The sequence below is a fragment of the Kitasatospora sp. NRRL B-11411 genome (assembly GCF_000721345.1).
Classification (GTDB): Bacteria; Actinomycetota; Actinomycetes; order Streptomycetales; family Streptomycetaceae; genus Kitasatospora; species Kitasatospora cineracea.
On the sequence record NZ_JOGH01000009.1, the window covers coordinates 63,428 to 83,505 of the forward strand.

Consider the following 20,078-nt stretch of genomic DNA (forward strand, 5'->3'; position numbering starts at 1 on the left):
CACCGGAGTTCTCCATGCCCGCCACCGCCAATGTCACCGTCCTGGACCGCGCCCAGCTGGCCGCCGAGGGGATCTCCACACGCTGGTCGACCCGCCTGCTGCGCACGCTGGGCTCCTCCGGCCCGCTGCGCAAGGCCGAGATCGCGAGCTCCTCCCCGATCCCGGCGGGCAGCCTGTACAAGGTGACCGGTCTGTTGGAGCGCGCGGGTGCGATCACGCGCCTGCCCATTCCCGGCAGCCGCCGGTACGAGCTGGCACTGACCGATGCCGGCAGGGCATTGGATCCGGTCCACGCCGCTGCCAAGTCCTGGGCCGACCGGCACCTGGTCGGCCGCGCGGCACTGGAGGCGCCGGAGGCGATCGACGACGCCTTGGGCCTGTTCGCCATTCCCCACACCGGAGCCGTCCTGGTCGAGCTGGTGGCGGGCGAGTCGTTGACGGTCCCACAGCTCGCGCAGCGGCTCCCGGTCCCCAACAACGGGATCCTTCACCACCGCCTGTCCGTGCTGGCAGAGCAGGGCCTGATCTCGCGCAGCGGCAGCCCGCGGGCCTACCGGTGGGCGATCAGCGAGGCCGGCATGCACACCGGCGCCATGGTCCGCGAGCTGTCCGGGTGGGCGGAGCGGTACCTGCCCAGCATCGCCCACCCCGACCCTGCCGCGCGGGCCTCCTCCGCCGCGCTGACCTCCGGCACCGGCGCCGTGGTCATCGCCGCGCCCCGCCCCGCCGCCGCGCGGACCGACGCGGCCCGGCTACGCCGGGACACCCTGCGGATCCACTTCTCCCACGCTCCCGGCCCCCAGCCCCCGGCGCTCCTGCAGAGCGCCGCCGGCCCGCGCCGCTGATCCGCCCGCCCTCGACCGGAAGTTCCGCCCTGACCACCACACCCGTCACCGACACCGCCCAGCGGTCCGGCCCGGATCGCCCGGTCCGCAGCGTCCTTCGCGCACCGCACGTCGCCGTGCTGCTCACCGCCACCCTGGTGGGACGGCTTCCCACCGCGATGGCCCCGCTCGCTCTGCTGCTCGCCGCCCGCGCCGACCATGCGGGGACAGCACTGGGAGCGCTGCTGGCCGCGCTCTACGCCCTGTGCGGGGCCGTCGGCCAACCGCTACTCGGCCGAGCCGTCGACCGGCGTCGCCTGGCCGGCGTCGCGCTGGCCGCAGCCACCGTCGCGGGCACCGCGTTCACGGCACTCGCCGTCGTCGGCACGGGCCGCGACCCGCTCCTCTCGGCCGCCCTGGTCGCGGTTGCCGGGCTCGCCACCCCGCCGCTGGAGGCCGGGCTGCGGGCGATGTGGCCGCGCCTGGTCGCCCAGCAGGACCAGCAGGCCGCGTTCGCCCTGGACGCCACCGCCCAGGAGGCTGTCTACGTCGCCGGGCCCGCCCTGGCCACCGTCCTGTGTCAACTCGCTTCCCCTGCTCTGGCGTTGCTCGGTTGCGCGATCCTCGGACTGGCGGGCACGGCATTGGTCGCCTCCCGCCAGCCCGCCCGCGTCCTCAACCCCGTGCGGCGGGAGGCCCACTGGCTGGGGCCGCTGCGCTCACCTGGCCTGCTGGTCCTACTTGGCGCCGCCACACTCCTGGGCGCGAGCCTGGGATCGTTCAACGTCTACGCCCTGGCCGCGGCCGACCACCACGGAGCCGGGTGGCTGGCCGGAGCGCTGCCCGCCGCCCTCTCCCTCGGCAGCCTGGTGGGCGGCATCATGTGGGCCAGGCTCGCCCACAGCGCAACGGCCGACCAACTGCTGCGCACTGTCAGCGTGCGCTTCGCCGCACCGTTCGCGCTGTTCCTCCTCACCCCCGAACCGGCTCTCGCGGTGGCCGCCGCCGCACTTCCCGGCCTGTTCCTGGCGCCGTGGCTCGCGACGGCATTCCAGCTGGGCGATCGGCTCGCTCCCCAGGGCACCGCCACCGAGGCCGCGGCCTGGCTGGTCGCCGTCATCGGACTCGGCGGCGCTGCCGGCACCGCGCTGGCCGGGCAGCTCTCGACGGCCGGTCCCGTCGCAGTCGCCGCGCTCACCCTGGCGAACGCGGTCGCAGCCGCGCTCACTCTTGCCGTGCGCCGCTGACCTGCCACCTCCCCGGGCCGCGCTCCGCCCGCCCGGTCTGCGAGTGCGCAGAACCACCTCAACCTTCTTCCGGAGAAGCCTTCTTGCATCGCACCACCGCCCCCGTCCCGACGCCCATCACCGTTGTCTGGGACTGGAACGGGACCTTGCGCGACGACGTCAAGGACCACCTCGACGCGCTCAACGCCACCCTGCCCGACCTGGGCATTTCCCCGATCACGCTGGAGCGTTACCGCGCCGAGCACCGCACCCCGATCCGCGCCTTCTACGACGCCCTGCTCGACCGCGTCCTGGACGACCAGCAGTGGCACGACGCCGACGCCGCCTTCCAACGCGAACTCGCCCAGCACCCGGTGCGGCTGCAGCCCGGTGCCCGCGACCTGATGCTCGGGCTGCGAGCCCGGGGTATCCGGCAGAGCCTCCTGTCCCTGTCCCTGCACGACCGGCTACTGACCGAAGTCCGGGCCGTCGGCATCACCGGCCTGCTCGACCGGGTCGACGGCCGACACGAACCGGTCGTCGGCAGCAAGGCCCCCGCCATGGCCCGGCACCTCGCAGCCCTCGGACCGGCCACCGACCCGGCGCGCACCCTCGTGATCGGCGACACGGTCGACGACGCGCTCGCCGCACTGTCCGTCGGCGCAGTTCCGGTCCTGCACACCCGCGGCCTCCACTCGCCAGAGCGACTGGCCACCGCCGGAGTGCCCGTCGCCGACAGCCTGAAGGACGCCGTCGACATGGGACTGGCCATCATCAACTCGACCGGACCGGAGCCCCGGTGAGCGCCGAAGACCGGCGCGGGAAGCCCATCGCTCAATGGAGGCCCCGCGTCCCCGGCAACACCGACGTGGGAACGCGCCTGGTGTGCGTGCAACTCCAGGTCGAGCATCTTCACCAGCTACCCGGCCGCGGTACCGACACCGTCCACGGAGCCATCGCCGACCAACTCGCCTCCCAGGCACGCCGGCTCGATGACGTCCAGACCCGGATTGTGCACCTGGCCGACGCCCTGCGCCGTGACCTTCAGCGCGTGATCGACGGCCGCGATGCCGAAGAGCCCAGCATCAACGGCCTCCTCCACAACAGCGCCCCAACGCTCGACCTCCTCGCCGCGCGGCGCACCGAACTCCACCGCTCCCTGACCAACCTCGTGGAGATCTACAAGGGCCTACCCCCGTTCGAGGCCCAATCGGACCGGCAGCGGGCCGCCTCCCTCCGCGGCACCGTCAAGACGAGTTCCACGCCCCGCACACCGTCCGCGCCCCCCAAGAACACCGGAGAACCCCATCACCGACACCACCAAGCCGCTCCTCGCCATTGACGAGGCACTCCAGGTCGAAGACCTCGAAGCCCACGCCGACGAGGACAAGCAACGCTGGTGGGAGTTCGCATATGAGCGGAACGTCAGCGTCCTGGCTGCGCAGCACACCGTCAACCCGCACTCGCCGCTGCTGACCGACTCCTACCTCGTCGTCCACGACGCCACCATGACCTATGGCATTCCTGGGTCGGATCAGCTCGCGGGCATCCACGTCCAGCGCGACCTGGGAGCAGGAACGTTCAGGCTCGACTACGAGCGGGCACCGATCGTGGCCCTCGCGCAGAACTGGCTCATCGCCCGCGGCGCCGACCTCGACCAGCTGACACCGCAGGCCGAGTGGCTGCCGACCACCGACCAGCCCAGCCGCGACCTGGAGCAGAGGCTCGCCCTGGCCGGTGACCGGTACTGGTTCGCGAACAGCTACACCTCCGACGTCGTCCTGGACCCCGCCCACGCTTCGGGCGGACCGCCCAGCGCCGCCGAGGACCTGGTCTACGACTTCCACACATGGATCATTGCCCAGGACCAGCACCCGGAGCCCGGGCTCCACCCCGTCCGAGTGTTCTTCGAGGACGTCGACTACCTCGGCCGCTCGTACACCCTGCGCGAAGGCGGCTTCCCCGATCTCGATGCCGCCTACGACTGGGCCATGCGCATCGGCGAGCCGGACAACCCCCTCCCGCCCGTCGAGGTCGCTCCCTCCACCAGCCCGCGCACCGCCGCCGCCCGCGCCACCAGCCCGGCCTCCGCAGCCGGGGCCGCCCCGGCCGAGGCAGCAGCCCCGCCTGTCATCACCACAGACCCGGCCGCCACCCGCACCCGGTGACGGCCCGACCTCCAGGAATACCTATCTCCGCCGACGTCCAGCGGGCCCGACCGCGCCCGCGCACCACCGAGCACCGCTCCGTGCAGAAGTCCGTGCGCCTGACGCCGACCGCGTTCTCGGCCATCCGAGAGCGGGCGGCACAGGAGCACCTGACGACCTCCGGGTTCATCGCCACCGCCGCACTGGCCGCCGCTTTGGCCGATGGTCCCGTCGGCCGGCCCGAGACCGACCCGCGCCGCCCGCTCGTCGAAGCGCTCGACCGCCTGGCCTGGGAACTGTGCACGCTGACGGGCACCGTCACCGGCCGCGAGCAGGCGTCCGAAGTGCCGGCTGCACTGCCCGCCCTGGCCCAGCGGATCTACGCCGTCCTCGACGCCGTGCTGGAGGCCGCATGATCCCCGACGTGTCCACTGGTGCTAGCCCCCGGCCGCTGCTGGATTACCTCTACGGCCCCGGTCGACGCGAGGAGCACGAAGACCCGCACCTGGTCGCTGCCTGGGACCGGGCCGGTGCGCCCGACCCCGGCCGCGACCCGGGTGCCACCGTCGGCCGACTCGCCGCCCGGCTCGACCAACACGCACAGCTGCGGGCCGCCGAACTCGGCGGGCCGCCGCCCAGCCGGGTCTGGCACTGCTCAGTGCGTACGGCTCCCGAGGACCCGCTGCTCACCGACGACCAGTGGGCGCACGTGGCCCGGCGGATCGTCGCCGCGACCGGGCTCGCACCCACCGATGGGCCCGGGTGCCGGTGGGTGGCTGTGCGGCACGCCGTCCACCACATTCACATCGCCGGGATCAGCGTGCTGCCGGACGGGTCCCGGCCGGCGATGCACCGTGATGCGGCCCGCGCACAGGCCGAGTGCCGGGCGATCGAGACGGAGTGGGGCCTTCGGTCCGTCGGCCAAGGCGAGCGCGTCACCACCAGCTATCCGACCACCGCCGAGATCATCAAGGCGGAGCAGCAGGGCTGGGACCAGCCGTCCCGCGTCTGGCTCCAGCAGCGCATGCGCCAGGCCCTGGCCGGTGCCAGCAGCGTCGCGGAGTACGCCGCCGCGCTGGAGGCCGACGGCGTCCAGGTGCGCTGGCGAACCGACGAGACGGGCGCCCGAGTCGGATACAGCCTTGCCCGCCCCGGCGACACCGGAACGAGCGGCATCCCGTTGTACTTCGCTGCCGGCCGCCTCGACTCCGCGCTCACACTGCCTCGGTTGACCGCGCTGCTGGAGGCGAGCGCATCAACGGAGCCGTCCTGAGCGGCCGCCGCCATCCCGTCCTTCACCACACCATGCCCGGTTCGCACCCGTTGGAGACCAACCCTGACCGAGATTCCCTGGGACGACTTCTGGCCCGAGGAGGACACCCTCGTCCGGCCCGCCTACCTCGCCGGTCTCGGCACACGGCTCGGCCTCGACACTCCTCTCAGGGCGTTGGAAGGCTGGACCACCACCGCCGTGCGGGACACGACGCGCCTCGTCAGTGAAAGCCCATGCATGGGGATGCGGGTCGTTTACGACCCGGAGCGTCCCGAGCCCTGGGGCGTCTTCGCCCAGCGCGACCTGTTCGAAGGCATCAACTGGTACGGCTCCTTCAGCCGGAACTGCCCGCCCGAGATCCTCCACACGTTCTTCGCCGACCTGGCCGACGTCTTGGAGCGCGATGTCGTCGCGGACACCGAGGCCGTGTTCATCGGCGACGGCCAACCCGTCGCCGACGCCTTCCAAGTCCTGGCTGCTGACGGCTGGAAGACCACTGCCGCAGCTCACGGCACCCTGCGGGCAGCGTCCAACGACGGCCTGGTGCTGGTGACCGCCGGCGCGCATCGCAGCCAGGAGGAGGAATCCGCTGACGGAGCCTTGCGGTTCGTGTGGAGTGTGGCCCCCGGAATTCCGGAGGTGTCGTGGTCCGCCCGGTTCAGCTCCGACACGCCCGCACTCGTGATGGCGGCCTTCAACCGGGCAGTGCTCTACCGCGAGCCACTGATCCGTTTCACCTCCAGTCTCCCGCCGGAGGTGCTCGCCCGGTCCCAGGCCGAACAGGACGCCGCCGAACGCCCGACGGAGCGCCGCCCGATGATGCCGAAGGCCACCGAGCTGCTCGCGGCCTCGCCGGGCCTGGCGGACTCGGAGGTCCTGGTCGTCCCTGCCCATCTCGCCGGGCCCGGAGACAGGGGCCGGGCCGTATCCGCCTTGAGCAGGGCGAACGGGTGGACGACGACGAGCGGCGCCACCGCCAGGTTCTGGGACAGCCCCTGCGCGACCATCCGGGTCGCGCAGCTGCTGCGCACCGATCCGGAACCGTCCTACCGTGTGCGACCGTCCGAGGGCACGTGGATCATTACTGGCGCGGAGGAAGCCCTCGCCGCTCCGCTGTGGCAGATGCACCTGAGCCCGCAGACGCCGGCCGAGGTCGTCGGTGCCGTCACCAGCTTTCTCGCCCGAGCCTCAGCCGAAGGCCACCCCTCGGCCACCCGACGGGCGTTGAACGCCCACAGCTCCCTCAGCAGCAACCTCGTCGAGGGCGGCTGGAGCCGTGAGGAGCACGGGCACACCATCCGCTACACCCATCCGTTCCTGCAGGTCTCCTACTCCCGCAGTCTCCTCTCCTTCTCCCGGCACGAAGAGCTGGACCACAACAGCCCCTCCACCCACCTGCTCGCCTCCCGCCTCGACAGCCGACTCACCGCTTGGACGCTGGCCGGCACCACGTCCACCCCACACGTACTGATCAGCGCGGCGCTGGAGGCCGCCACCGCGCCCGAGCCCGCCCGGCGCGCCCAGCACACCGTGCCCCAGCAGTTCCTTCCCTTCATCCGCGTCCTGCCTCCGGCTGCACCCCGTGCCAGCGCTGCCCGATCCGGCACTGCCCGCACCACAGGGCCCGAGCCCATGCCCGGTGCGGCCCCCAACCCGACCACGCCGAGGAGGCGAACACGCTGACCCCAGCTCTGCTCAACGACTTCAGCCAGGCGGTGGCCCTACGCCTACCGGGCCGCTGGAACGCCTCGCTTCGCGACAACTCCACGGCCAGCCAGCGCACCGCCTTGATGGACCGGCTCTGGGACCTCGGCACCGCCCACTGGGCCCTGCTCGACTTCGTCAACGACCACGTAGGTCAGCTACGCCACCCCGCGGGCCTGGAGCTGGTAGTTCTGCGGCGGCCCTTCCGCTCTCGGCAATACCTCGTCGCTGCGCTGGTCCCCGTTGGCCACGGACTCGCCCACCAGGTCCAGGACGCTGTCCCGTTCGGTATCGCTGTCGCCCACGATCCCGCCCGAGCCGCCGCCGATGTCACGCGGCGCCTGCTCCCCTCCTACCAGCGGGCGCTGCGCACCGTCGGCCACAACGCAGGCTGGAGCACCCTCACCGCAGACCCGCCCAGCCGCGCCGTGGCCGCCATCGGCCGCAGCCCTCACGATGCCACCGTGGTGGCGTCCCCGCCGGCCACCCCCTTCGCCTCGCCCGTCGCCGGCACGCGCCGGGCCCGAACCTGATGGAGCTGCCTGCTTCTTGCTCCCTGCCGCACCGCTCCGATCCGACGTCCTCGTCCGCCCTGCCCGCCTCGCTGACGGCTTCGACCTCCCCTTCCACCTCGCCTCCGAGCATGGCTGGTACCGGCCCGTCGAAGCGCCACCCGCTCTGGTCCTGATCAGTCCACAAGAAGAACTCGCCCTCAACCGGCAGCACCAGCAGTGGACTTTGACCAGTACAGCAGGGTGGACAGTACGCTTCTGCGACCGAGTCCCCGCCGAAGTCCCCTACGCCCTCGTCACCGCAGCCCAGGAGGCCGAGGCTGGTCCCGCCGCCGATGCCGCACCGATCACCGGCGACCGGGCAACCGTGCTGCTGCTGGCCTCCGGCTGGTCCGGGTTCAACCGGGACGGGTACCGCCTGGTGGCGGCCCCCGACCGCCGTGCAGCCCTCTCCTGGCCCAAGTCGGCCCCCTACTCCGGCCCGGCCCTGACTGCCGCCGCCGAGACGGGAGCTGTGTGGACTGTCCAGTTCAGCCACAACGCACCTGACCACCTGCTCACCGTCTCCACTGCGGCGCTGCTGCGTGCCGCGGCCCGGAAGCCGGAGCAGATCCCGGAGCGGTTCCGCGGTCTCGTCCGTGCCGATCCCCGCCGCACAGGACGAGGAGATGGCGATCAGGCTGTCCGGTCGGTTGCGGCCCGGCTGCACGGCTCGGCTTCGCATCCGGCGCTGCGGCAGATTCCTCCACCCACCCCTCCGTCCGCCCCCTTGCACTACAGCCCTACGGGACCGGCCCGCTCACGTCCGCGCTGAACGGTGCCCCAGGGAGCAACCCCCTCACGCTGCGGTCAGCGGCGTCCCGACAGGATCGGATCGGCGGATTCCACTGCGACGTACGTCTCGGCCGTCCTCGCCTCCAGCAATCCGCCTCGGGCTTCCGGCCGTTCCACCACGGTCGGCGCATCGCGCAGCAGCCAGGTCGGAACCTCTCGGGTCGCGTACGCGCGGGCCATGTCCCGTCTGGCTGTCCCCAGCCGCTCGTCCTCGCGCTCGTAGAAAGTGCGCCGAGCCTCGCGACTCACCGCTTCGCGTTCCTCGTCCTCCCCGCGCCCCGTTAGAACCGGATCCGCGGGAAACAGGGGCTCCTCCGCCGGCACCTCTGCCTGCACCTGGTGGAAACGGGCGCAGGCTGCGAACATGCCGAGCGACAAGCCCAGGTGCAGGCCGATGCCGGGGATGCGCCCGACCACGAACTCCCTTACCGAATCGCCCTCGTGGGCGCGAACCCACTCGTAAGGAACCCCGGCGTCCAGTACCATCGCGCGCAACTCACGGGTACGCGCGTCCCGCTCCAGCGGCTGTGCCCTGCCGTCGTGCCGGACGTGTCCGGCGGAGTCCGGTGCTGCGTTCGCGAGCGGGATGACCCGCAGGTCCTGCACCGCCCCGAAGGCCAACGCCCGGAAGACGAGCAGATTTGCCCGCGTGGCCCGGAGCAGCTCGTCGGGGGTCTCGTCCAACGGAGGAGCGTCTCCGCCGCTCGGCGGGTCCGGCAGTGAGTAGACGCTGCCGTCCGGGGACGGGGCGGCGAGAGCGGTGTGCACCATCATCACGAGGTGGTCGTCCTTCCACCGATGGGGCTTGGGCAGCACCGTTCCGCAGAGCACCTGCCGATGAGGGACCGCGAGCTTCGCTGACGCCTGGTTCAGCTGTCCCTGTCCTTTGCGCATCTCGGGCTCTCCCAGTGCCTTGCCCGCTTTGGCCTCGATCAGCCACGGCAGTGCCTCGACCACGTGGTTGCCGTAGAGATCCGGGAACTTCTTGGTCGGATCCGTCAGCTCCGGGATCCCGCACGCCTCCAGGTGGACGGTGGCTGGCAGACCTGCCATGCCGACCGTCAGCCACTGGGCCATCGTCATGCCCAGGTGGTATCCGAAGGCTGCGTGGGCGCTGCGCTCCGTACCGTGGCGGTAGACGGTGTTGACGAACAGGCGGCGCCCCGCCGCTCCGGCCGGTGCCGCGACGTCCTCCAGGGCCAGGTACGCCTGCAGCGGGGCCACCCGAGCGATGAGTTCGTTGACGGCCAGCGCCGGCGTCTTGCGCAGCCAGGGGGCCAGATCACGGCCTGCGCTCGTCGCCGCCAAGACAAGCTGCCGCCAGGTGGTCGTCGCCAGGTACTCGCCGTCCGGCGGGAGGGCACCGGCGGTCGACCACGGTTGCACAGCTTTGGGTGCCTGCCGGCTGTGCCACTTCGTCAGGTCCCCGTCGGAGCGCACGCGGACCGGGATGTCGAGTGCGTCGGCCAGCGTGAAGGTGAAGTCCGCGGCATCGGGTGGAGGGATCATCGCCATGGAGAGAGCCTGCCAGATCCTCTCGGCGCTTCGTGGGCAGCCCCGGGCCCGCTCCGGAGCCGTAGGCGCCGCGCCATCGCCCCCGTTCCCAGGAGGTACGACGTAACCGACGACCACACCCCCTCCCTCGTCCAGGTCACCCCGCGCTACCTCGCGGGCGGCCGTCCGGACTTCTTCACCATCACCGGTGCGCTGGCCTCCCGCTTCGGCTGGCAACGGGCCACACACCACAACAATCTGCGTACCACGCGCAGCCCGTGCGGCCGGGCGGTGCTCATCGACCGCAGCCTGCGTGCCTCGGCCGACCTGGTGGTCGAGGTCGGCGACCCGGGCCGCAGCCCGCTGTGGCAGGCGGTGATCACCAAGCACACTCCGCAAGAGTTCCTCGCGCCGCTCACCCAGAACCTCGCCCGGGAACTGCGCGACCGCCCAGATCTCGTGCTCGATGACGCCACCGCACGCCCTGCCCTGCAGACCGCGTGGGCGCCAGCCGACGGCTGGACGGTCGAGGTCGACCGTCCCGGCGGACAACTGCACGCAGCCCCGACCGGGCTGTGCGGGTTCGCCGCCCTGGACCCCGGCAGCGACGGCCGCGCCGGCTACTGGTTCTTCGGCGGCAGCGCAGAGCACCGGTGGCTGATCACTCTCTCCCCCGCGACGCCCGCCAGCGTCGTCCGCCGGCTCTACGCCGACGTCGCCGACCCCGCCCCGGTCCAGCGCGCCCCGCGAGCCTTGCCCTCTTCGCACCTGGGGCACCTCACCATCACGCCCGCAGGGGCGGGCTCCCGGACTCTGCCGATGCCCTCCGGCCTCGCAACCGCAATCGCAATCGCCCGGATGAAGCAGCGCTCCGGGCCCACCGAACCGCTGTTCGCCAGGACGCCGGCCTCGCCGCCGCCACCCCGCCACCGCTGACCCAACGCGCTGTAGCCCGAACCCACTTGGGGTCGGGCTACAGCGCGTTCGCCCGCGGCAGACAACCTGCACCAACCCCTTGACGGGACTATGTGATCCAGGCGCTTCCAAGCAAACATGGACCCCCGGCCGCACCTGTCGAGGAAGGTGACACACCCTGACCATCGTCCTGTCTGCGCCCTCCGCCCCCAGCCTCCGCCCCGGCGACACCGTCCCGGCCCGCGACTGGCTCCTCGGCGAGGGGAACCCGACCGACCTGAACGCCTTTTTGTACGAGAACCGTTGGACGTACGTGATCGACGCCGACGGCGGTCTGCACGCCGCGTCCCCGTGCACCCGGGTGTACCTGGGCTACCAGCCGGACAACCCGCGCGCCGACACCTGGACCATCTCCCTGGACGGTACCGCGCGCCAGCCCGGCTGGCGGGCCCGGTTCGACCGCCACACCCCGGTCGAGGTCGTCCTCTCCGTCCTGCGCACGCTCGTCGACCATCCCGGCCGCTGAGCCCACGCCCGCCGAACCGAACCGACCGAAGGGAACCCCGCATCTCCACCCTGCGTTCCACCCGCGCCAAGGCCCGCCTGCTGCACCGCATCGAGGCGACCGAGTGGCTCACCGGCTGCGCCGTGTACACCAGCTTCCTCCACGCGGTGCTGCTGTGGCCCGGCCGACCGCTGATGTCCGCCAGCGCCGTGCTGTGCGCCCTCCAACTGGCGGTCGTCTACCTGATGCTGTGGACGATGCCCCCGCTCGTCGCTGACGCCCTCGGCGACCGCCCTCCGAGCCTCCGCCGCCGGAACCGGTGAACCGACCAGCGCCGGGCCCCACCGCCCGGCGGTCAGTCACGGCGCAACCGTGCCGCACCAGTCCATCGCCCTCGGAGGCCCCTTGCCGCTCCCGATCGAGTTGTCCGGAGACGTCCTCGATCCCGCCACCGTCCACCGAGCCTTCGGCACCGCCTACGGCCCGTTCGACCCGGACGGTAACCGTCCGGCTTTCGCCGTACTGGCCTACCTCGCCCCCGCTGACCGCTACCTGATCGCACCACTGGGAACCCCGACTCGCGACGGCGCGGCCCCAACAGTGGGAGGCTGTGGCTGGGTGGAACCCGCCGCGCTGGACGAACTAGTCGTCGCCCATCCGATCCGCGCCGTCGGCGGGGGCCGGACCGTGTGCCACCACCACGTACGCCCAGGCTCCCCCGGCGCTTGCCGCACCTGCCGCATCCGGCCTCCACGCTCGGACTGCGATTTCTTCCGCGTTTCCCGCTATGCCCCCATTCCCGAGGAGGAATCCTGACCGCTATGCCCGCTAGCCGCCGCCAGCTGCGCCGTGCAGCCCTCGCCACCGCCGCGACCACCGCCGCCCTGGCTGCGGCAACCGTCATCCTGGCGCTCTCCGGCCCCGGCCGTGCGACCGCCATCGCACCGGTCGCCCTCGCGGCCAGCGTGCTGACCTTGTACTGGATCTCCCTAAGCCTGGACGCCGATGCGGACGGCGCCGTGCTCGGCTGGCTCGACCAGCACGGCGAGGGCCGGATCGACCAGATCGCCGCAGGGGCTGCGCTGCGACCGGCGACGGTGAGACTCTCCCTGGTCCGGCTGGCGCGCTCCCGAGCGGTCACCGCCTCCAACGACGAGCAGAATCCGGTGTACCGGCTGGCGGACTGATGCTCTCACCACATGCCGAAGGGCGGTGGTGCACAAGGAAGTTCCTTGTGCACCACCGCCCTTCGGCATGTGCAGCGTCAAACACAGCCAGGACCGCGAAAGGTCAACCCGGAACAGTCACGGATTCCCAATTTCGGAAATCAATTCGCCCTGCCCGCCGCCCTGCTGACGCAGGCTCAGTTGAAGTAGATCCCGGCAAACTCGCCCCCGAACCCGAGGTCCGTCAGCGCCTGCTCGGCATCGCTCCAGGACCGGTCCGCATAGGAGAAGTTCGCCTCGAAGAAGTCGACGTCCAGCTCGCCCTCCTCCCACTCGTATCCGCACCGGCACCGCACGAAAACGCGCCGGCGGGTCTCCAGGAGCAGCCAGTCGCGGTTCGCGCGGCACGAGGAGCAGCGGACGAGGGTGCCCCGCGGGTTCAGTTCGCCGGGGTACTCGACGACGCGGATCACGGCACCGCCCGGAGCGGGCTCGGGCACCATCACGGGATAGTCCGGGATGTGCAGGTCGGCTTCGGAGAGCGGCGGGAGGTTCGAGGGGTCGTTCGGGTTCAGATCGCGTCTCGGCGAGTCCGACAAGCTGCAAGCCCTTTCGTCAGAGAGATGGTGGCTTAAACCGGGGCCTGGGCCGGAGTATTCCCGAAGTCAGCGACCGATATCTTATCGTGATCTTTTATGGTGCGGTACCGCTGAGGTGTGACTGGGCATCCGAGTTGGTCAGTAAGCGTGAGCGCTGTGCCGAGGGTGGCCTAAGCCAGTTGCCTCCTGGCGAGGTCAGACCCTGCTGGGTGTGTCGCAGCTGGCGAGTACGCGCCGGCCGAGGCCCGGCACATCGTCCAGGGCAGGGTCCAGGGCTGTGACATCTTCCTGAAACAGGCTTAGTCGTTGCGGGGAAGTGCACACGTCCAGGAGAAAGCCGGTGAAGCCTTTCCAGGCCCGTGCCGGGGGATGCCGGCTGATGGCCTCGGCCCGCTTCAGGTACTCGTCCGTGCGCGGGTTCGACGCACGAACTGTCTCAATATGCCGTATGTCTGGATCTTCGACCCCTGTTCGGCTGGCCAAAGCCAGTGTGGGGGCGGCTTCGACAAGGACGGCCAGCACGTCGCGGACCGTGCAGATCGTCGAATATTCGACCAGTTCCATCGTCTGGACCCGGTCCTGGACTGAGGGCCAGTGCGGGCGGCGGAGGAATGGACTCTCGCCGTTGCTTTCTACCTCTCGGGCCGCCTTCCTCAACTCGGCGAAGACTTGTTCGCCGTACTCGTCAGCGAGGTCTGGGAAGGACTTGCTGACTGCCTCCACGATGGCGTCGGCGCCAAACTCGTCGAACCCGAGCTCGATGGCCACGGCGATGGTCGCGAGACCGTCGGCGTCGGCGAGGTTCCACGGCGCATCCGGCACCGCAGTGCCCGCCAGGCGCCTCTGATTCGCCTGGCGGTACAGCTTGAGGAAGTAGAGGTGAGCCGACTCCAGAGCCGCATCCATGGCACGGTCAGGGCTGCCGTCTGTGGAACTGACGGCCTTCTTGATGACGGCCGGCGGCTGGGAGTCGTCTCGGGCGATGTACCAGGCCAGAGCCCGTCGAACAGCGCGCTCGGGCAGCGGCACCGACGTGGCCACGAAAACTTCACCGAACCCTGGGTGCGCGGTGAAAACGGTAAGTACCGCCTGCTCCAGGGGCCTCTTCTTGGCGGTAGCGAAAGCCAGGGCCTCAGCGACCACGAAAGTCTCCGGCAGGAGAGTCGAGGCGGACCCAGACCCACGCCCCAGTCCCTGCCGCTTCCCCCAGGGCAGGGCACCGAACTCCCGCCAGCGGCGGATCTTCGCCCAGCTCACTGATAGCCCATGCGCCGCCAGCTGCTCACGCAGTCGCCGTTCGGCATCACTGGGCTCCTTCCACGCCACAGGCCCAGTCTAGTTAAGAACCCCGCGATTCCATGAGGTCCTCACCCTGAGGCGGGTTGGCTTACTGGGGCCAGTCGTCTATGCCCTGCCGCGCTGCGCGACAGGCAACCCGCTCAGGAGGGGAAGATCCAATGACACGCCGTTTCCGCAAGGGTCCTCGGCACGTACTTCGGGCTGCGGGGTTCGCCATGGTCCGAGGTGCCGCCTACGCAGTCGGCAGCGCCGCCGCGACCGGGGTGATCTGGTGGTTCCACACCCGGTAGTTCGCGTTGTCTTGGGTGTGCCGTCTGCACGGATCCGCGAGGTGTGGCCAACTGTGGCGCTCAGACTGGCCAACTCGGGCGCTCAGTCACACAAGGTCGCGACGGACCGATCAGACGACCTCGGACACCTCCACGTCGAGCAGGTTGGCGACGTACTCCAGGCGGGCGTGGACCTGGTCGGTGTCGGTGCCCGTGACGACGAAGTGGGCGAGTCGACCGGTGTGCAGGTTGCCGCCGTGGTCGGGGAGGAGGATCTGCTCGCCGGCCTTGTGCTCGAAGCACAGTCGCTCCAGCCAGTCCGGGGCGCCGAGTTCGGGGCGGGCATCGGCTCGCTGGAGGGTGCCCGAGGCGGCGGGCGAGAGGAAGCGGACTCCGGCGGCCTCTCGCCGGGTGGGAGTGAGGTCGGGTTCGCGGCCCACTGCGATGTCAGCGGCGACCGCGGGCAGGTCGATGCCGGTGGCCAGCTGGACCAGGCGACCAATGAGGTCGCCGCCGAGGCGGGCGTTGACCTCGATCAGGCGCGGGCCGCCGGCGGTCAGGCGCATCTCGACGTGGGACACGCCCGTGTTGACGCCCAGGGCGTCCAGGGCGGCCTCGGCGATGGGTCCGACCTGCGCGAGGAGCGGGTCGTCGGCGCGGACGGTGTGGCCGACCTCCTGGAACAGCGGCTCGGGGCCCAGCATCTTGCGAGTGACGGCGACCGGGGTGGTGATGCCGTGCACGGTGACGCACTCCACCGAGATTTCGGGTCCGTCGAGGTATTCCTCCACGAGCACGCCGGAGCCCTCCTCGCCCTGGTCGCCAGCGTGGTCGCAGGTGTAGGCGAAGGCGGTCGGGAGGTCTTCGGCTCGCTCGACCTTGATCACGCCGATGCTCGCGGCGTGGGCGGCGGGCTTGAGGACGACGGGGTATCCGATGCGGCGCGCGGCGGTGCTCGCGGTGACGAGCGAGGTGGCACGGATCGACTGGGCGGAGGGCACGCCCTCGGCTGCCCAGACGGCTCGCGCGGCGGCCTTGTTGCGGCAGGCGGCGGCGGTCGCGGACGACTGGCCGGGCAGGGCGAGGTCGGTGGCGATCTGCGCGGCGGGCAGCAGGCAGTACTCGTCCCAGGTGAGGACGCCGGCGATGGTGTGGCGGTCGGCGAGGCGGGCGACGGCGCCGCGCAGGGCGGCCAGGTCGTGGGGGTCGGCGACCTCGTGGTCGACGATGTGCGCCAGCTGCCAGGTCGGCGTGGTGGAGTCGACGAGGACCAGGCGGTGGCGGCGCGCGGCGCTTTCGAGGCAGTAGGAGCGGTAGGCGGGGTTGCCCATGGAGATGACGAGCAGGACGGTGTCGTCGTCGGCGTGCGGCATGCGGTCTTTCCGGTCGGGGCTGGGAAGCTCAGGCGGTCGGTGAGGGCGGGGATGCCGGTCAGGCGCTGTTCGGGCGGCGGCGAGCGGCCTGGAGGGCCAGGGCTGCGGCACAGACCGAGGCGAGGAGGGTGCTGCCCGCCCACAGCCAGCCGGGGCCTCGGTTGAGGGCGGCGGCGCCGATCAGCGGGGCGGCCAGCGCGGAGCCACCGAACGCGGCACCCCAGACGCCGAGGTAGCGGCCGCGTGCGCCGTCCGGTGCGAGGCTGGCGACGTAGGCGGCGGCCCCGACGCAGAACGCCATCTCGCCGAGTGTCCACACGATGGCGGCAGCGATGAAGGCGGTGGCGGAGTGGGCGAGCCCGTTGGCGCCCATGCCGAGGCCGATGGCCAGGGCTCCCGCGGCACACGTCCACAGCGGCGGGGTTCGGTCCATCCGCGGCTGTAGCAAGGGCTGCAGCGCCAGGACCGTCAGCGCGTTGGCCACGTTCACCGCACCGTAAACGGCGGGCGAGAGCCCGTCGGCGTGGATGGCCAGTGGGAGGCCGTACACCATCTGCTGGTACACGGTGAGCGTGACCAGCGACAGGCCGGTGACCGACAGCAGGCGCCAGTCGGCGAAAACGCTGCGGTAGCCGACGGGGTCGGTGGCGCTGGCCGGGTGGTCGCGGATTGTGGGCAGGGCGAGGATGGCCGCGGCGAACGCGAGGCAGGTCAGCGCGTCGACCAGGCAGAGCCAGGCCATGTGGGAGCTGGCGAGGTAGCCGCCGAGGATTCCGGAGCCTGCTCCGCCCGCGTTGATCATCCAGTACTGCAGGCCGTATCCGCGGGCTCGCTGCTGCTCGGGGAGGAGGTCCGCGATCCATGCGGTGATCGCGGTGCGGGGCGCGTCGAAGACCAGGCCGATCGCGGCGGCGAGGGCGACCAGTTCGGGGACGGTGGTGGCGCGGGCGAGCAGCCCGTACGCCGCGGCGGTCAGGGTGAGGGAGACGACGATGGTGCTCTTGCGGCCGATGCGGTCTGCGGCGGCTCCGGCGAGCGGCTGGCCGAGTACCCATCCGGCGCCGAACACGCTCAGGACTTGGCCGGCGGTGCTGACCGAGAGGTGGAGCTGGGTGACCAGGTAGAGGGTTAGGTACGGGACAAGGACGGCGCCGATGCGGCTGGCGCCGAATCCGATCACGAGCACCCAGTACGCGGCCGGGAGGCGGGTGGTGGGGGGCGCTGTCGCCGGTCCGGTTGGGGCGGCGGCTGTCGACAAGAGGCTGCTCCGGCAGTCGTGTTCGAGTGGGGTGGTCAGTCGGTGGTGAGCGGCTCGACGCGGATGTCCAGGGCTGCGCGCAGGTCGGCGACCTCCTGGTCGAGCGTGTCGAGGTCGTCGGGGACGTAGAGCACGCGGCCGGCGAGCGTCATGGTGCCGATCCCGGTGGGTACGGGCTGGCCGACCGTGAGGCGGATGTCGGCATGGAGCACGCCGGGCAGCGCTTCGATGGGGTCCCGGTCGGGAACATGGGTCACCGTCCCGGCGGGGGCGGTGATCATGACGGCGGTGAGCGCGGGGAAGCGCGGGGTGCCGTCGAGGTCCGGGGCCTGGTCGGTGGCGAGGGCGGCCAGGGTGGCGGGCAGATCGAAGGCGTACATCACGCTGGCGAGTTCGGTGATGCTGCCGCCGCCCGGTCGCGCGCCAGCCTCGCCGACGAACAGGCCCCCGGTGCGGTCGCGCAGGATCTCGCAGTGCACGACACCGCTCTGTGCTCCCAGCGCGGCGGCGGCGCGGGCCGCGAGGTCGGCGACCTGCCGGGCTTCGGGGTGCTGTGGCGGCAGAGCGGTGTCGAAGGAGGCGGCGCCGAGGCTCTGCAGGAGCGGGGCGTTGTAGCGACCCGGCACCGCAAGGAGCACTGTCCCGCGGTGGACGTACAGGTCGCAGAAGAACTCGGCCTCGACGTCGAGAAACTGCTCGACGAGGAATCCGTCCCGGGCTCCGTGCAGGGAGTCCAGGACGTGGCCGGCGGTGAGGCGGCCGGTCGGGTCGGTGATCCGGGCATCGAACGCCCCGGCGTCGACCAGCTCCTTCAGGTGCTCCCGGTCGCGCACGACGAACGTGTTCAGCGTGGCCAGTCCACCGCGGGGCTTGACCAGGACGGGCCAGCCCAACTCGCCTGCTGCACTGGCGACTTCGCGGGCATGGTGGACCACCCAGTGCCGGGCGACGAGCAGCCCTGCTGCGGCGAGGGTGGTCTTCATGACGGCCTTGTCGGTGTAGGCGGTGGCGGCCTCGACCGTCAGGCCGGGCAGGCCGCGCAGCTGCCGCAGGTGCGCGGCGGCCACGATGGCCTGTTCGTCGATCGTCGCGATGGCGGCGACGTCGGGCAGGCCGGGCTCCAGGGCCGTCAGGGCGTCCAGGTCGTCCCAGTGCTCGACCGTGTGCTGCTCGATGCCGGGAAGGGCAGCGGTTCCGGCAGGTTGGAGGACGGTGACGGTGTGACCGGCGGTCAGGAGGGCGTTTTCGAGCAGGGGATTGCCGGTGGACAGGACGAGGACGTGCATCAGGTGGGTCGCTCCGGTACAGGGAAAGAAAGGTGGGGTGGTGGCGATACTGGGAAGCCGTCCTGCGCTTCGGGCTCCTAGCGGACGGGCGAGGCTTGGTGCGGCGGGCGGTCGCTGGTGGTGATCCGCCAGGCAGCGGCAGCCTGGCGGGCGCGGGCCTCGGCCTGCGCGGCGGTGGCGGCGGCGGCGAAGACGTGGCCGGCGGGGGTGAGCGTGCCGACGCGGGCGGGGCTCTGCTGGCCGACGTGGACGAGCTGGTGCACGTCGATGACGCCGGGCCGCTTCTGCAGCGCTTCGACGCCGTCCATGTCGGTGATCCAGCCGGGCGGGGCGATGGGAGCGGCCCAGGCGACGACCGGGCCAGCGCTGCGCAGGTCCACCTGCGGTGTGAGGCCCATCGCCAGGTCGGCGGCGAGCGCCCAGGGATCGATGCCATGCTGGAGCCCGAGCAGGTGGGGCAGCATGGCGCCGCCGGGACGCAGGCCGATCTCCCCGACAAGCAGGTCACCGGAGCGTGCGAGCAGGATCTCGGCATGGGCGAACCCGGTGACCAGGTGGAGGGCGTCGGCTGCGGCGCGGGCCAAGTCGACGACTTCGCGGGCGTGTTCGTCGTCCGGACCCAGCAGCACCGAACCCAGGAGGGTGGTGTCCAGCAGCGGGCCGGGATATCGGCCCGGCACGGCGTAGACCTCCCGGCCGTGGTGGCGCAGGATCTCACAGTGGTACTCGGCGGCGACGTCGATCCCCTCCTCGGCCATGAGGCCACCGCTCGCGTGGTCCAGCCCATGGTGGATGCCGGAGGCGTGAAGGCTGGCGGGCAGCGCCTGGGGGCCAAAGGCACCCTCGGCACGCAGGCGGACGAAGTGGGCCTGGTCGCGGACGAGGAGGGTACCGATCGCGCCGAACCCCCGACGGGGCTTCACGACGACCGGCCAGCCGAGCAGCTCTGCGGCGCTCTCGATGTCGGCGACGCTGTCCAGCGGGACGTGCCGAGCGACGGGGACGCTGGCGGCGGTGAGCACGTCCTTCTGGATGTGCTTGTCCGTTCCGGCTATTGCGCATTCCCTGGACTGGCCCGGCAGGCCGAGCCGTTCGCGCAGGAACGCGGCGGCCCGCAAGCAGGGCTCGTCGGTGGTGACCACCGACTCGACAGGCAGCGCGGCCAATTCGCCGGCCAGGGCGGACAGCTGGCGCCGATTGTCCCACGCAGCGACGGTCAGCATCGAATAAGGCACACCACGGGCCTTGCGGTCGGCCTCGACGGCGGGCGGTACGACGACGAGGATCTGCTGCCCGCGCTCGGTGAGCAGGTCCTCGAGCTGGGAACGGAGGGCGGAGAGCACGACGAGCATGCCCACGCTCCTTTCTGTTCGGTTCGGGGAGGGTTGCGCGGC

Annotated in this window: 21 protein-coding genes; 13 read left to right on the top strand and 8 right to left on the bottom strand. The window is 71.5% G+C overall.

All coding sequences use genetic code 11. The annotated features are described in order from the left end of the window. The first annotated feature begins 14 nt into the window (after positions 1–14). The 8 genes from IH44_RS0106640 (at position 15) to IH44_RS42440 (ending at position 7,153) form a co-directional block, all read left to right on the top strand. Positions 15–845, top strand: a complete 831-nt coding sequence (locus tag IH44_RS0106640) for a winged helix-turn-helix transcriptional regulator (RefSeq protein ID WP_030458468.1) — start codon at positions 15–17, stop codon at positions 843–845. A 116-nt stretch (positions 846–961) separates the two neighbouring features. Beyond that, entirely contained in the window at positions 962–2,071 is a 1,110-nt protein-coding gene (locus tag IH44_RS0106645; RefSeq protein ID WP_107066477.1) for an MFS transporter, read from the top strand. 83 nt (positions 2,072–2,154) lie between these two features. Next, positions 2,155–2,853, top strand: coding sequence for an HAD family hydrolase (locus IH44_RS0106650; RefSeq protein WP_232794843.1), 699 nt, complete (start codon positions 2,155–2,157; stop codon positions 2,851–2,853). After that, positions 2,850–3,392 (top strand): hypothetical protein, encoded by a 543-nt coding sequence (locus tag IH44_RS0106655; RefSeq protein WP_030458471.1) that lies wholly within the window; start codon positions 2,850–2,852, stop codon positions 3,390–3,392. Before IH44_RS0106650 ends, IH44_RS0106655 begins: the two co-directional genes overlap by 4 nt. A gap of 166 nt (positions 3,393–3,558) precedes the next feature. Beyond that, positions 3,559–4,218, top strand: coding sequence for a hypothetical protein (locus IH44_RS0106660; RefSeq protein WP_157852140.1), 660 nt, complete (start codon positions 3,559–3,561; stop codon positions 4,216–4,218). A gap of 80 nt (positions 4,219–4,298) precedes the next feature. Further along, positions 4,299–4,613, top strand: a complete 315-nt coding sequence (locus IH44_RS42435) for a hypothetical protein (protein ID WP_051816618.1) — start codon at positions 4,299–4,301, stop codon at positions 4,611–4,613. An 8-nt stretch (positions 4,614–4,621) separates the two neighbouring features. Beyond that, positions 4,622–5,470, top strand: a complete 849-nt coding sequence (locus IH44_RS0106670) for a hypothetical protein (RefSeq protein WP_157852142.1) — start codon at positions 4,622–4,624, stop codon at positions 5,468–5,470. Positions 5,471–5,644: 174 nt separating this feature from the next. Then, positions 5,645–7,153, top strand: a complete 1,509-nt coding sequence (locus tag IH44_RS42440) for a DUF317 domain-containing protein (protein WP_157852143.1) — start codon at positions 5,645–5,647, stop codon at positions 7,151–7,153. 179 nt (positions 7,154–7,332) lie between these two features. Here IH44_RS42440 and IH44_RS46265 read toward each other — a convergent pair whose 3' ends face one another. Beyond that, complete coding sequence (locus IH44_RS46265; protein ID WP_157852146.1) at positions 7,333–7,479, bottom strand: hypothetical protein; 147 nt, start codon at positions 7,477–7,479, stop codon at positions 7,333–7,335. Between the two features lie 244 nt (positions 7,480–7,723). Between IH44_RS46265 and IH44_RS46270 the strand changes: the two genes are divergently transcribed. Then, entirely contained in the window at positions 7,724–8,500 is a 777-nt protein-coding gene (locus IH44_RS46270) for a hypothetical protein (protein ID WP_157852149.1), read from the top strand. Between the two features lie 35 nt (positions 8,501–8,535). Here IH44_RS46270 and IH44_RS47715 read toward each other — a convergent pair whose 3' ends face one another. Then, entirely contained in the window at positions 8,536–10,035 is a 1,500-nt protein-coding gene (locus tag IH44_RS47715) for a hypothetical protein (protein ID WP_232794844.1), read from the bottom strand. Positions 10,036–10,305: 270 nt separating this feature from the next. On the opposite strand from IH44_RS47715, the gene IH44_RS0106700 reads away from it, so the two are divergent. The 4 genes from IH44_RS0106700 to IH44_RS0106715 all read left to right on the top strand — a co-directional run bounded on the left by IH44_RS0106700 (position 10,306) and on the right by IH44_RS0106715 (position 12,621). Then, the gene (locus tag IH44_RS0106700) at positions 10,306–10,950 is read left to right on the top strand and encodes a hypothetical protein (protein WP_030458479.1); all 645 of its coding nucleotides are present in this window, start codon (positions 10,306–10,308) and stop codon (positions 10,948–10,950) included. Positions 10,951–11,218: 268 nt separating this feature from the next. Next, the gene (locus tag IH44_RS40665; protein ID WP_035954162.1) at positions 11,219–11,455 is read left to right on the top strand and encodes a DUF317 domain-containing protein; all 237 of its coding nucleotides are present in this window, start codon (positions 11,219–11,221) and stop codon (positions 11,453–11,455) included. A gap of 122 nt (positions 11,456–11,577) precedes the next feature. After that, positions 11,578–11,757, top strand: a complete 180-nt coding sequence (locus IH44_RS0106710) for a hypothetical protein (protein WP_030458480.1) — start codon at positions 11,578–11,580, stop codon at positions 11,755–11,757. 498 nt (positions 11,758–12,255) lie between these two features. Then, positions 12,256–12,621 carry a hypothetical protein gene (locus tag IH44_RS0106715; RefSeq protein WP_030458481.1) on the top strand — a complete coding sequence of 122 codons (366 nt, stop codon included), beginning with the start codon at positions 12,256–12,258 and terminating at the stop codon, positions 12,619–12,621. A gap of 176 nt (positions 12,622–12,797) precedes the next feature. Here the strand turns inward: IH44_RS0106715 and IH44_RS0106720 are convergent, their stop codons facing one another. The 6 genes from IH44_RS0106720 to IH44_RS0106745 all read right to left on the bottom strand — a co-directional run bounded on the left by IH44_RS0106720 (position 12,798) and on the right by IH44_RS0106745 (position 20,036). Further along, positions 12,798–13,199 (bottom strand): hypothetical protein, encoded by a 402-nt coding sequence (locus IH44_RS0106720; RefSeq protein WP_051816622.1) that lies wholly within the window; start codon positions 13,197–13,199, stop codon positions 12,798–12,800. A 195-nt stretch (positions 13,200–13,394) separates the two neighbouring features. Then, positions 13,395–14,525, bottom strand: a complete 1,131-nt coding sequence (locus IH44_RS0106725; RefSeq protein ID WP_157852155.1) for a hypothetical protein — start codon at positions 14,523–14,525, stop codon at positions 13,395–13,397. Between the two features lie 373 nt (positions 14,526–14,898). After that, the gene (locus IH44_RS0106730; protein WP_081966756.1) at positions 14,899–16,140 is read right to left on the bottom strand and encodes an ATP-grasp domain-containing protein; all 1,242 of its coding nucleotides are present in this window, start codon (positions 16,138–16,140) and stop codon (positions 14,899–14,901) included. A gap of 58 nt (positions 16,141–16,198) precedes the next feature. Next, the gene (locus IH44_RS45205) at positions 16,199–17,320 is read right to left on the bottom strand and encodes an MFS transporter (protein ID WP_157852158.1); all 1,122 of its coding nucleotides are present in this window, start codon (positions 17,318–17,320) and stop codon (positions 16,199–16,201) included. A 113-nt stretch (positions 17,321–17,433) separates the two neighbouring features. Further along, complete coding sequence (locus IH44_RS46275; protein ID WP_030458486.1) at positions 17,434–18,684, bottom strand: acetyl-CoA carboxylase biotin carboxylase subunit family protein; 1,251 nt, start codon at positions 18,682–18,684, stop codon at positions 17,434–17,436. A 77-nt stretch (positions 18,685–18,761) separates the two neighbouring features. Next, complete coding sequence (locus tag IH44_RS0106745; protein WP_030458487.1) at positions 18,762–20,036, bottom strand: acetyl-CoA carboxylase biotin carboxylase subunit family protein; 1,275 nt, start codon at positions 20,034–20,036, stop codon at positions 18,762–18,764. Positions 20,037–20,078 lie beyond the last annotated feature (42 nt).